At 45.7% G+C, this 13,506-nt stretch carries 11 protein-coding genes; all 11 read right to left on the reverse strand.

Annotation, left to right across the window (positions count from 1 at the left end):
• Positions 1-7 precede the first annotated feature (7 nt).
• Positions 8-1,504, reverse strand: coding sequence for a DNA recombination protein RmuC (gene rmuC, locus KCV26_11630; GenBank protein ID WZX35949.1), 1,497 nt, complete (start codon positions 1,502-1,504; stop codon positions 8-10).
• Positions 1,505-1,520: 16 nt separating this feature from the next.
• Positions 1,521-2,741, reverse strand: a complete 1,221-nt coding sequence (locus tag KCV26_11635; protein WZX35950.1) for a bifunctional 3,4-dihydroxy-2-butanone-4-phosphate synthase/GTP cyclohydrolase II — start codon at positions 2,739-2,741, stop codon at positions 1,521-1,523.
• A 10-nt stretch (positions 2,742-2,751) separates the two neighbouring features.
• Positions 2,752-4,692 carry an LptF/LptG family permease gene (locus KCV26_11640; GenBank protein WZX35951.1) on the reverse strand — a complete coding sequence of 647 codons (1,941 nt, stop codon included), beginning with the start codon at positions 4,690-4,692 and terminating at the stop codon, positions 2,752-2,754.
• A 141-nt stretch (positions 4,693-4,833) separates the two neighbouring features.
• Positions 4,834-5,223 carry a hypothetical protein gene (locus tag KCV26_11645; GenBank protein WZX35952.1) on the reverse strand — a complete coding sequence of 130 codons (390 nt, stop codon included), beginning with the start codon at positions 5,221-5,223 and terminating at the stop codon, positions 4,834-4,836.
• A 111-nt stretch (positions 5,224-5,334) separates the two neighbouring features.
• Positions 5,335-6,087 carry a dienelactone hydrolase family protein gene (locus KCV26_11650; protein ID WZX35953.1) on the reverse strand — a complete coding sequence of 251 codons (753 nt, stop codon included), beginning with the start codon at positions 6,085-6,087 and terminating at the stop codon, positions 5,335-5,337.
• Between the two features lie 93 nt (positions 6,088-6,180).
• Complete coding sequence (locus KCV26_11655) at positions 6,181-7,053, reverse strand: hypothetical protein (GenBank protein WZX35954.1); 873 nt, start codon at positions 7,051-7,053, stop codon at positions 6,181-6,183.
• Between the two features lie 62 nt (positions 7,054-7,115).
• Positions 7,116-9,242 (reverse strand): hypothetical protein, encoded by a 2,127-nt coding sequence (locus KCV26_11660; protein WZX35955.1) that lies wholly within the window; start codon positions 9,240-9,242, stop codon positions 7,116-7,118.
• A 13-nt stretch (positions 9,243-9,255) separates the two neighbouring features.
• The gene (locus tag KCV26_11665; GenBank protein WZX35956.1) at positions 9,256-9,915 is read right to left on the reverse strand and encodes a hypothetical protein; all 660 of its coding nucleotides are present in this window, start codon (positions 9,913-9,915) and stop codon (positions 9,256-9,258) included.
• Positions 9,916-10,022: 107 nt separating this feature from the next.
• Entirely contained in the window at positions 10,023-10,319 is a 297-nt protein-coding gene (locus KCV26_11670; protein ID WZX35957.1) for a hypothetical protein, read from the reverse strand.
• 269 nt (positions 10,320-10,588) lie between these two features.
• Complete coding sequence (locus tag KCV26_11675) at positions 10,589-11,422, reverse strand: hypothetical protein (protein WZX35958.1); 834 nt, start codon at positions 11,420-11,422, stop codon at positions 10,589-10,591.
• A 15-nt stretch (positions 11,423-11,437) separates the two neighbouring features.
• Positions 11,438-13,498 carry a tetratricopeptide repeat protein gene (locus tag KCV26_11680; GenBank protein WZX35959.1) on the reverse strand — a complete coding sequence of 687 codons (2,061 nt, stop codon included), beginning with the start codon at positions 13,496-13,498 and terminating at the stop codon, positions 11,438-11,440.
• Between the last annotated feature and the right edge of the window lie 8 nt (positions 13,499-13,506).

Consider the following 13,506-nt stretch of genomic DNA (forward strand, 5'->3'; position numbering starts at 1 on the left):
GGCTTTTTTACTCCTCAATCAGCGATTGCGGCAAGCTTTTCTTTGCTTTAACTCCCAAATCTTTTAGTTTCTGAGTCTGTAAGACCAAATTGTCGTTTCCGGTAGAAAGCTGTTTGTAGGCATCGTTGTACGCGTTCTGAGCCTGGTCCAGGTTTTTCCCGATTTTTTCGAGGTTATTGATAAACCCCACAAACTTATCGTAGAGTTTTGCCCCGCGTTCGGCAATCTCTATCGCATTTCGGTTCTGATATTCACGCTTCCAGAGGTCAACGATGAGCTTTAACGCTGCAATCAGGTTTGTAGGGCTGATGAGCAGGATTTTTTTGTCGTATGCGTATTGCCAGATATCCGGGTCGTGTTGTAAGGCAAGCATGTATGCCGGTTCGTTTGGGACGAACATCATCACGAAATCGAGCGTAACGGCGTAATCCTGATAGCTTTTCCGGCTCAGCTCATCAATGTGCTTCCTTACCGAACGCAGGTGTTCCCCGATGCATTTTTTTTGTTCGTCGACTTCGTCGGTTTGTGTGTAACGAACATACGCCGACAGCGATACCTTGGAGTCGATAATTACCTTGCGGTCGTCGGGGTAGGAGATGATCACATCGGGTTGCATTTTGCTTCCGTCCTCGTTAACGAGGTAGGCACCGTCGACGTCTTTCAGGAACTCCTGGACAAAGTATTCCCTGTCGCGCACCAATCCCGATTTCTCGAGGATGTTCTCCAGGATCATTTGTCCCCAATCGCCTTGTGTTTTGGAGCTTCCTTTCAAGGCATTGGTCAGGTTCACGGCATCCTCGCTGAGTTTTGTATTGAGCTCCTTCAGCTTTTTTACTTCTTCGCCCAGTGAAAACCTCTCTTTGGCTTCGGTAATGTAGACCTCTTCCACTTTTTTCCGGAACGAGTCGATATTTTCACCTAACGGCTTCAGGATGATGTCTAAGTTCTCCTGATTGATCTTGGTGAACTTGTGCGTTTTTTCGTCCAGGATTTTTTCCGCGATATTTTCAAACTCCAGGTTGAATTGTTTTCGCAGGTTCTCCATTTCGGACTTTTGCGTCTCCAGCTTCTCTTTCAGGGCGTTGAAGTCGGCTGTTGAGGCGGCAAGCAACCTGTTGGTTTCGTTAAACTCATCGGTCATCGATTTTAATTCCAGCTTGTAAGTGCCGATTTCTTCCAACTGCTTTTGTACGGTGTCGTGGGCTACATTGAGCTGGGCAGTAGTGCCGGAGAGGTTACGTTCAAGGGCCTGAACTTCGTCCCGGGACTGTTCTGTCTTTTCCCGGTATGCCGCAATCTCCGTTCTTAATTCCGCCTCATCTTCCTGCATTGACTTCAGTTTCTCCTGCGCTACAATGAGGTCGGTATGTAGAGAGACATTCTTCTCATTCACGGCTTCAAGTTCTTGTTTTGATACCGTTTTCAACCTGACAAGGAGGGTTGCCATGATCCAGGCAATAATTCCTCCGGCCACAAAACCTATGAGAAGACCGGTTATTTCCATTTTTTTGCTTTTACGGTTACAATCCGGAATTTTTCAGGATATGTCCCATCTTTTTCTTCTTGGTTTCCATGTAGAAATGGTTGTACTCGTTGGGCGTAATTTCGATAGGCACATTTTCCACCACTTCCAGTCCGTAAGATTCCAGTCCGATACGTTTCACGGGATTGTTGGTCATTAACCGCATTTTTGTGACGCCCAGGCTTTGCAGGATTTGTGCACCCACGCCGTAATCGCGCTCGTCGGCCTTATAGCCTAAATGGAGGTTGGCATCAACCGTATCCATTCCCTTTTCCTGTAATTTGTAGGCCGAAGCCTTTGCCATAAGTCCGATTCCACGTCCTTCCTGATTGAGATAAACCAACACGCCTTTTCCTTCTTTTTCGATCATCTGCATGGCTTTATGCAGTTGTTCTCCGCATTCGCATCGCATGGAGCCGAAAATATCGCCGGTTATACACGACGAGTGAACGCGCACCAAAATGGGCTCGTCTTTGTGCCATTCTCCTTTTATCAGTGCTACGTGATCCAATCCGTTGGACTTCTGGCGAAAAGGAACCATATGGAAATCGCCGTACTGGGTGGGTAAATGTACCTCTTCCCCGCGGTTTACGAGCGACTCTGTCCTCAGGCGATACTTGATGAGATCGGCAACTGAAATAATCTTCAGGTTAAATTCCTTTGCCATTTTCATCAGTTCGGGCATGCGTGCCATTTCCCCGTCTTCCTTTTTTATCTCTGCCAGCGCTCCGGCAGGGTACAATCCGGCCAAACGGGCCAGGTCAATAGTAGCTTCCGTGTGTCCTGCACGGCGAATAACGCCTTTGCTCATGGCTCGTAACGGGAAAATGTGTCCCGGCCGGCCAAAATCTTCGGGTTTGGTTTCTTCACGTGCCAGCGCCAGTATGGTTTGTGCCCGGTCGTAGGCCGAGATGCCGGTCGTGCAGCCGTGAGTGAGTAAATCTATAGAGACGGTAAACGGTGTGGAGTGGATGGAGGTGTTGTGGGTGACCATCATGGGCAACTCCAATTCTTCGGCACGTTCTTTGGTGATGGGTGTACAGATAAGTCCCCGGGCGTGCGTCTCCATAAAGTTGACTTTTTCCGGCGTGATACACTCGGCAGCAATGATCAGATCGCCTTCATTTTCGCGGTCTTCGTCGTCGACCACGATTATGAAGTTTCCTTTTTTTATTTCTTCGATAGCTTCTTCTATCGTGTTTAGCGTAAATTCTTTCATTTTGTATTGTTTATACAGCTACTTTACGTTGCTGGTTGTTCATTATCTCATTTAATTCGTTGTTTAACGTTAATACGGCGTTTAAGTCCCTGTTGATTCGCTTTTCAAAAGGCAGTGAAAGCAGTTTCATTATAACCCCGAGAGGGAAAATATACATGCACAGTTTGGCAAGTGTGGATCCCGTATTAAAGGGGCGTACATATTTTATCAAAACCGGGTATTCCTTTGCTTTCTCAATAACCATCGGCTTACGTGAGTTGGATAGCTGATTGAGCATATTCTCCATCTTGTTTTTTATCGAGGTCAAGGAATGGTCGTATCCGTTGTCTGTCCAATAGGTTTTGTATCCGAGGGTGCCGTATTTTTGCAGGTGGGCGGCCACCTCATCGGTCAGCTCACGTGACGATTGATAAACCTCGGCGTAGTTGGGTTCTTCAATAACGACCTCTTTCAGCGTATAATTTCTTTTCTCGCGGATAAAGAAAAGTTTCTTGAAGAAGCTTGTATAGGTATCGGTACTCATAATTACCGAGTCTGTCATGGCCTTGTACGTCAGGAAAATGCCCAACGGCAGCAGAATCATCGAGCTGAACCACATGCCGATCCAATGATCCCAAACCCCGTCGCGGGCCATTTTGTAACCTACATTGTCTAGGATATAGTAGATAATAAACAAAATAACCGATATGACAATGGGTGTTCCCAGGCCACCTTTGCGTACGATGGAGCCCAGTGGGGCACCGATGAAAAAGAATACGAGACAGGCAAAGGGGATGGTGAATTTTCGGTGCCACTCGATCCATTGCCGGTTTATATTTCGTTGTGTGGTTGTTTTGGACATCGACCGGAAAAGATAATCGTTCCCGTTATTGTCGGCTTTTGAGTAGGCGTTTTGCAGGATGGCCGTCTGGGTTTGTATGTCTTTTGAAGCGAAAATAGAATCCATATCGGGTTTCATGGATGCGGTTGCGTGCTCAACGATGGAGTCCCTTTTCTCTTGCGGATAGCTGTTCCGGAAAGAAAGATAGGTATATTGTTTCATTATCTTCCGGTCGGAAATGTTTACGCTGTCGATGAATTGCTCCAAAGAGTCGATCGAAACCCTTAGCTGTGCGATATTTTTGGAAACGTAATTGCTCGATTCGCTCTCCTGTAAAACACTTTCTTCCATTCGGTTGAAGTTGTCATCATAGGGTATAGTCATCGTTTTTGTAACAAAACTCTCGCGGGCATAGGGGATAAACTCCGAAGAAAAATTCATATTTTCCGTTCCCTGGGTAAAGTTTTGAAACTGTTGCCCGCTATGCATCGTAAAGACAAGCGATAATTTATCTTCCGAGGTTCGCATCTCGGCCGAATCACAGATAATGACAGCCATATTCTGGAACCCGCTGCTGACGTCGTAAATGGAAACGCCATACAGCATTCCGGTTTTCCGGTTTTTCTTGTCCACGTACAAATTGTAACCTTCTATCTCCTTGTAAAAAACACCTTCGGGAACATCCAGTTCAGGTGATTTCTGCCGGATGGAGATCAGGAGTGAATAAAACTTGGGCTGGATTTTCGGCATGGCGTTGTTTTGAAAAAAAAAGGTGCCTATGCAGATTAAGACAATCAGGGCAATGAGCGGAACCATCGCCTTGATGAGAGAGATCCCCGCCGATTTTATGGCCAGCAGCTCCAGGTTTTCACCCAGGTTCCCAAACATCATCAGCGAAGCCAGCAATATGGATAAAGGCAGTGCCAAAGGTATCAACTGAAGCGCTGCGTATAAAAACATTTCACCTATTACGTTCAACCCGAGCCCTTTACCTACCATGTCCTCAACGTATTTCCATAAGAACTGCATCAACACCAAAAAAAGGCATATGGCAAACGTCATCAGAAACAGCGGGATATAGGTTTTTAACAAATAGCCGTAAAGTTTTTTTATATGGAAATCCCTTCTCATCTGTTAAAAGAAGCCCTTTTTAAATTCGATACAAAGATAATAAATTCCTGTGGAGAAAAGTGTTTTGAGGTTTAAGAAAACAAAAAGAACAACCGGCTTGTTTTCGGTTGTTCTTTTTGTTTATATAGCGAGGGATAGCTACTACACACCCAGCCTTCTTTTCATTTTATCGATCTGTGTTTCCCACAAGGTAATGGCATCGCCTTTTTCGTCGGGTTCTGCGAAATCGGTGATTTGTAAAGCAATTTCATTGGATAATTCCAGTTTATGAAGCTGGAACTCAAAATATATATTTTCTTCCTCCTCGTCCAACCACCGGAAACGAATACTTTGCTGGGGTTTCGAACCTAAGATCTCTGCCTGATTATCCGACTTTCCCCAAAAAAATGTGTAAACATTTTCTTCCTCGTTCATCGTAACTTCATCGGCAAACCATTCCGATAATCCGTCAACCTGGCTGATCATTCTCCACAAACTCGCTTGTGTGGCACTCCCCATCACAAACTCAATATGAAACTTCTCTTTAAGCATAACTGCTCACAATAAATTGCGCTCAATATACAACTTTTTTTCCATATAACGGCATTTCACAACAGTTTTTTGGCCGTTGTATAAAAATAGATGAGCAGAATTGGCTTGTTTTTAAGAGAATATTTCTTCGAGAAATTTTATGAATCGTTTCCAAGATTGCTTATCAGCTTCCAGGCGATATGCCGGAGTCCCGAACACCGTAAAACCGTGCGGGGCATTTCCGTATGAGGTCATTTCGTGGGGGATTTTTGCCGCTTCCAACTCTTTGGCAAGAGCGGCAAAATCATCCATCGTGATGGCGGTATCGGCTGTTCCGTGAAAAATGATGATCTTCCCCCTGGTTTTTGAGTAATCTTGCCCTTCGGGGGTTCCCAGGCCACCGTGGAAGGTTGCAAAACCTTTCAACGCTGTTTCCGAGCGGGCTAGCTCCAGGGTGGCTGCACCCCCGAAACAATAACCCATCGCCGCCACTTTTTCCGTTTCAGCGCCCTGTTGTCTTGCAGCATGCAAAGCACCCGTCATCAGGCGGCGCAGTTTACTGCGGTCTTTATACAATTCTCCCGTGTGTTGGGCTTTCTCTTTGTTCTCGGTGGGACGGATCCCTTTGCCAAAAAGATCGGCTGCAAATACCTGATAGCCTTCTTCGGCCAACATGTTGGCACGTTTTACTTCGTAATCGGTCAGCCCGTCCCAGTCGTGAAGAATCAGTACCAGTGCGGCGTTTCCCGGATTTCCCGTCGATGGCCTGATGTAATAGCCTTCATAAGGCTCATTGTCCACCTCATAGGTTACAAATTTGCCTTGTGCCAGTGAGATGGAAAAAGAGAAAACGGCGGCGATCAGAAAGAAATGTTTTGTTGTCATAATGCTGTAATTTTTATGTTTACGCTTATAACACAAAATATTTACAAATTGTTGTCTCTATTCGCAATAAGGATGAGGCACGTTTGTTTCATATCAAAGCATATTTCGCATTTCTCCGGCGAATTCCTTTACCAGTTCCAACGCAGCCAGTTCATTTGATTGAGATGCATTAAGGTTAAGACCGGTTTGTTCTTTCACCTGATCGTTCTGTATCGTTTGAATTTGGGAAAGCAACCTCAGTACCTGAGGCATCTCCCCCATTTTTTTGTTCATCATTTGTTTCTTGAGTGGCGCGATAGCCTGGCAGTAGTTGTCATTACAACGTTGTTCGTTCTTGGTGATATACTCATCAATAACATCCTGGTTGATGCATGCTTCACCTCTGTATTGGGGTTCCGGGGCATTTTTCAATACCATTTCCAAACACAGGTCGAGATCGGTTTTAGCCTGCTTTTCTTTCTTTTCATATTCAGCCTGCATGTTCACCCACCCCTCTTTATACGTCGACAGTCTGTCCTGAAGGTCTTGTAATTTGATGTTGTACTGCTTCCTGGCAGATGATTGCGAATGTTTTCCCCTGTTGGAAGCGACATACTTCTCACCCCACTCTTGAAGTTCCTCTTCACTCATGTTTTCAATTTTTTTCAGATCCATCGAAGAGATTCCGTGATCTTTCATGAGTTTTTGTTGTGCCAGTTGTTCGCCGGCAGCTTCGCCACCTGATACCGTACTTAAGAGCTGATTTTGGTCGGCAGGCGGCTGTTGTTTGTGTATCCGCTCAATATCCAATTCGATCGCTTCGATGACCCTGTCAATCTGCTGGTAAAAGGTGTTTTTATTTGTTTCGGTTACCGCACAACCATTGTCTGGAAACTTTGGAAGGTTGGAGAGATAGTTTTGAGCGAGTTGCTGCGCTGAGACAAGTTGAGAAAAAATCCACAGAATTATAACTACATTATTTTTCATTGCCTATTGATTTAACATCCATTTTTTATTGAAAGACTTATTGTGGCAAGACTGGTTATTGCTTATTCCGGCAGCAAATCAGAAATGCCCGGTGGCGTAAAATTAGCGGACGCATCCACCGAAGGGCCTCCTTCCAGGGCAAAACGGCCGTTAATCTCTCCTTCTGCCAGTCCGCCCACACCGGCTTTGACCGAGCTGGTGAAAGCCACATCCTTTACGGCATCACCCTGTCCGATGGTGACCTCTACTCCCATGGTAGCTTCCGCCGTGAGATTGCCGTTGCCGTATTCTCCTTTCACGCCCACTCCTCCCCAGATGGTGGTCTCGTGTTTGTTAAAATCGCGCTTTACAGACCATAGTAAACCTTCTCCACCCGATAACTTCACGTGGTCGCAGCTGAGCTCAAACGATAAAGGCCCAATGCCACCCCCGATACCGTTTTCACCCAACGGGCAATCTTTCTTCTTTTTTGAGGGCAGCTCAGGGTCAGGCGCCTCTCCCGGCGGTTCCGGCGGTTCGGGCTCCACGCAAATCATTTGATTGAGCTGATCGGCATAACCCGGCAATCCTGAAGCAAAGCCGGCAGCTATCTCCAGATGGATCACCGTCATCATTTCCCGGTAAAGGTTGTAATACTCATTGAGACTGGGGGCATACATCCGTTCAATGATGGGATTGGTAAAAGCATAGTAGTCGGGGATCGCCTCTTTCAAAGCATTGGAAACCAGTGTGTAGTTTTTGCATCCGGCTGAAAAGGAAGATTCCAGGTCCCGTTTTTGTTCCTTACAGATGCGAAACATGACCTGGTCCAGCTGGTATTGTACCCGCCTGATTTCCGCTCCCACCTTTTTCTGGCAATACTCATTATCTCCACACGCCTCAAGCTTCTTGAGGAGTGCAGTCAGCTCTTCCTGAAGACGTAGCGATTGTTCCATCAGTTGTGTGATTGTGGGCATATGCTGTTCCAGCAGGTTCGAATTGTTTTCCATGATCTTTGCACCCTGATTCAGTGCTTGTCCGTAGTTGCTGTTTTCACCAAACAACAATTCCGTGATATCGGAAAACAGCATGATCTCCTTTGAGAAATCACGGGTGAAAACCATTGCATTGTCCGGATCTTTCGATGCACGCAGCTGCTGTTTTCTGATCCGCTCCGACACCGACAGCAGGTCGGAGGTCAGCTGTCTTTTCCGGGCATCCAGGCCGGAAAGGTATCTCTTGATTGGTTGCTCTTGTCCCGCCATTCTTCCTATATCCTCATACACGGGCAGGTCGGGTACCTCCACTCCTTCTGTATCGCCTTTCTCATCCGTCAGCGGCCGGGGCTGGCTCCCCTGGCTCTGTGAAGGCGACTTTGCCGCCTGTGCTTGTTTCATGGCGCCGAAACCTACTGCCGAATACCTTTGGCCCAAAGCCTTCCGCAGGTATTGTTCCGCTTTCAGGGGATTGTTTTCGCACTGGGCAATCAACCCCAGGCCCAAGTAAGGCGAACTCATTTTTGGTGCTGTTCTCAACGCTTTTTCAAACATCAGGGTGGCATTCGTGTTGTCGCCAGCTTCCCGGTAAGCCCAACCCAGATTACAGAGGATAAGGCCGATATCCGGTTTTAACCGATCGGCATATTGCAACACCCGGATGGCTTTGGAATATTCACCCATGTCTTTGAGTGCCACGCCCAGGTTGTTGGCCGTAAGCACATCATCCGGCGTTTGGACGGCACTCCAGGCAATGGCATAAACCGATGCCGATCCTGCCCCTGTCATCACAAAGGCCGCTCCCATATCTGCTCCGTCTGTCTTTTTGGAAGAGCGCTCCAGCATAAGCCTCAGCTTTTGTAAATCACCCGTCTTCGGCCCATACGCCGCCATCAGCGATTGAGCAAACTCCACATACGTATCACGCGTCAGTGAAGGCAGGAGGGAGAGCTCAGCCTTTTCGGGACATGGGTTGTGCTTATTCGTAGTAGCCTGTACCTGTAGCTTGCCTTTATCCGTTTGCCTGTCTAGCGCATTGGCTTGCTTCTCCATCGATTCTCCCCACTGCTCCAGCCGGGCACTTTCCTGTTCGGTGAGTTCCTTTCCGGATTTTGCTTTTTCCAGAATCCGGCTTATATCCCTGGGTATTTGCATCTGTGCACAGGCAACAAATGCGAACGTTAACGCCGTAAGTAAAAGTAATAATTGCTTCATAAATGAGACGGTATTACTCCTCGTCGGTGAACCGGATATCCCGGGGTACTTCAAATTTTTCCTGCGGAGGAGCCACCTCTTCAACCGATGTTACCCGGGAGGAAGTTTGTATGCCCATTGCTTCACCCTCCATGCTCATCATGACATTCCCCCACATCACATAATCTATTTGGGTTCCTTTATCGCTCTTCATGCTCATCTTTCGGCATTTGTATCCGAGGAATTCGACTTCTCCCAGGTCTTCCAGGTTCATCTTTCCCAACAGTTCATCCGACAATGATTCCACATCTACTCCCAGGGGGTTGATTGCCCTTGCCAGGGTATAATGCTCACCTGTCTTCTTGTCCAGGTCTATCTTCCAGTGGTCATCCCCTTTTATGATCTCCAAGGTACGTGTGGAGTAGTCCTCTCCCATGACTTCCATCGGCACTGTTGTTTCAATGGCTTCCCATTCGCCCCACTTGTCAAAATAGGTAACAATGCTCATCTCCATGCCCATGGCTTCAGAGGTGGAACGTATAATTCCCTGTTCAAGGGGATATCTTTTCTTCCCGGCCTCAGCCTGCAGCTCTTTCACCGATAATTCCTTCCCGGCGGATTCTTTCTCTTTCTTCTCTCCGGTACAGCTGCTCAAAAACAGGGCCACCAACAAAAAAAATACAAGTTTTTTCATGATTATTCCGTTTTTAGTTTGCTTTTATCACACTTGTTGATTTATAAATTCCCAGTAATTTGTTTCTCTAATAAAAGTGATCGCCGTCGCATCCGGTAGCGATAATCTCACTGTTTGACTATCCTGCTTTTCAGCGATCTGTCTGTCATGTTGCCCCCGGCCAGCGAAGCTAGCTTCTCTGCTACCATCAAAGGTACTGCAATATCGTCACCATCTGCTTCCAGGGTGAAAAAGACATCCTTCACCCGGCCTGTATAGTAGCTGGAGTAGCGCAAGAGCTCCTTATCGTCCCATTTTGCCATATACTTGTAGCTTCCGCCAGCTCCCCACTCCCGGGTTTTTATATCCGCCAGTTTCTCGTCATGCACTGGATGTAACCCTTTCCTTATGCTCTCGAGCTTCATCTCCAATGCCATCTTCTCTAATTCCGTTCGTCCCGTGACCTCTTCATTTTGACTCTCTGAATCATACAGAGTAAGGACGATGGTGAAATTGTAACCCTTGCCGTCGTTCCTTCCGGTTAAGGTGTCAAACTGAATTCCTGCAAAAAGAGGATAGAAGACACAGCTTGCTCTGCCCAGTGTTCGACAGCTTTCAGGAAGAATCTGGAGCAGCTCCGCAGGCACGTCGAACGCAAAAACTCGTTTAACAGCAGGTCATTCCATGTTTATTCTTACCTAAACATTTTATTCAATTCCTGTACAGCATCGAAGGGACTCATTTTGCCCTCGGCCTCAGCGTTATAGGAAAAAGCTCTTAACATTGATTTATACAGATCCCTTAAGGCTGTCAAACCGACTGATTCCGATGAAATTCGGTAACCATCAACGATATAATTATCTAATTTATCTACAATGGGAGTCAATTTCTCATACTCCTGCAGCATTTTTTGAAGATTTTCCCTGTTCTTCCTATCCACTTCTTTATGGAGCTTTAACCGGTTGTGATGGATTTGTTGTTCTAATTGTTTTTTCCTTTGCTGATTTCCTGTCGAAGCAGGTTTGCTTCTGAGTTCCGCCAACTCATAATTAAGCGGTTCATTCAATTTCATCATTGAATCAATGCCCTCCCGCCACTGGCCCAAAATATCCATTTCAGTCTCAGTAAGAGGCATAGTGATCGCTGTATACTGATCATAAATTTTCTCCCACTCTTTTTGAGCAGCATCAATCTTATTCAGTATCTCCAGATCAAAAGGAACAGGCTTATTGTCCCTTATCCTCTGTTTCTCTTTCTCAGCTTCTTCACAATCATAGAGTAGTTCGTTAATGATTTCCAGTTTCTCCTTATAACGCTCAATTTCTGTTTGACTGGCGGTAAGTGTATTTTCCGGAATCGATGGGAAACTACGCAATATGCGCAGATAGTTGTAGTCCGGGTTATTCTGCAGCAACAAAGTGTCACTACCGACCGTCATCCCATCTCTCAAAAAGAGGTAACTGTTCTGTTCTCCGTAGCTGTGCACCATACACAACATTGCAATAATTATAAAATCGATCTTTTTCATATGATTCATATTTTTTCAGTTACTTGTCTCCTTTCCTACCCCTCCGAATGATATCGTCGTTTTTGGGGAAGAAACCATGCCTATATCGCTTGAGAATCCAATTGATTTACCCACTGAAACAGGCCCCATTCCCACTTTGGCACCTACCTCCGATTTAACCGCCCATCCCGTGAAATCGCCCGCCTCATTGAATTTGAGCGATATGCCTTCCTTGGCGGTGGCACTCACACCACCAACACCGGCTTTGACACCTACCAGGACCGTAATTTCGGTATCTCCATTCTTAAAGTTACGTTTTAACGATCCTCCAATACCTTGTAAATATTCAATTTCCCAGGTATCACAGGTAATACTAAATCCTATTGCTCCTGCGTTTAAAACGAGCTTGTCAATTTTTTTGAGCGGGCAATCATCCACCTCTTTCTCGAGCATCTCAATCTCAGCAACCGGTGAACTTTTATATTGATTCAGGTCTTCATCCTTGGTTACAATGGGGGCGAAATAGTCTGCCAATGCGTAGCCCGGCGGTAATAAAGAAAAATCGGTTGCTATGGGTAACAGACTGATATTAACTGTTAACTCCCGAATATCATTGAAATAATTTACAGCGTCCTGATCATACATATCTCCAGCCACCTGGTAAGCTACATTCCAATATTCATAAAGCAATATCTTTACACCCCGGTAGGTGTCCAACGTCATATCTCTCCATTGAATAAAATGGTCATCAGCAAGGGCAGAGGCACGTTTGTTGATATCCTTGGCGAGTCTTTTTGAATTGTAGGTATCATTCTCCTGCACGTACTTCATCATCTGTTTATATTCACCACTTTCCTTTAGGTTTTGCAGTTCTTGTTGAAAAATCTCATCTGCCATTTTTCTTCTCGCCGCATTTTTATTGTATTCCTGCTCAATTTTTTGGGTATAATAATCATTTACCAGCTCCAACATAAATAATTTCTGACCATAGGAGGGCAACAATTCGACACTTTCAATACTCTCCATTTCAGAATTATCGTCTTCATCTTCGCCATCACTATCACCCTCCTCATCAGGGTATGGGTCAGAATCAAAATCATTGATGGCTTCATCCAACTCGTCGGCATGGTACGTGGCAGCAAATTGCAATCCCCCTGCCATGCTCTTCTCCATCACAGCCTGTGAGAACTCAACCAGATTGGGTAATGAAAACATAAACGCATCCCTGCTCACCCATTTCGGAAAAACAGGCAGTTTCAGTATGTCATCCTGCGACTTTTCGTTCTCATTTTGATCCTCATTTTGTTGATCCTCTTCCCAGAATGGAGATTCTACGTGACCTCCGCTTTTTGCGGCTTCCCTGAAGCCTTTCCGCATTGAAGCTGAAAAGCCCAGTTTGCCTGCCTTGATAAGTTCATCGATGGCACGTCTGCCATCTTTTTTATGTACATACACTCTTGCCATCCCTTCATGGGCTGCACAGAAATAATCATCGTATTTAATGGCCTGCCGATAGTTTTCTTCGGCCTCTGGATACATGTTGAGGTCAATGTATGCGTTTCCGAGATTCGTTAAGATCATCGGTGAATGAGGCTCCAGGGTTTTTGCATAAATAAATATAAGAATTGGGTCATCAAACCCCTGTGAAATTTGTTTCACATCGGCATCATGTAGTGCACGCAGGATAGCACCAAAATTATTTACGAGCAGCGGATCAACCGGATCAGAAAGGGCAGCTAAAGCCGACATCACAATAGGCATATATTCCAATGTAGCAGTGGCGGAAGCCACCACTGCACTGCCAGATAGATCGGCAGCATAGTCCGGATTTGCCTTTAATCGATCTGTAGCGGTGTTTATCCGTGATTTTTCAATAAGATCAAGCTTATCGTAATACAAATCGATGTAATTCTGACACAATTTGGTGAAATCTTCCCTGGTTACTTTCAAATCACCCGTGTCCCTTCTCGGTTCACCGGTTGTGAATGATATGCTTCTCTCGTTGGTACCCTCATTGGTTATGGTTAGGTCCCTTGCGAAAAGCCCCAAAGAATAAAAGCATAAAACATTTATTAACAATATTCTAAAAACACTCATAGGTTTGA

Origin of the sequence: Petrimonas sulfuriphila (assembly GCA_038561985.1) — a bacterium.
GTDB classification, from domain to species: Bacteria; Bacteroidota; Bacteroidia; order Bacteroidales; family Dysgonomonadaceae; genus Petrimonas; species Petrimonas sulfuriphila.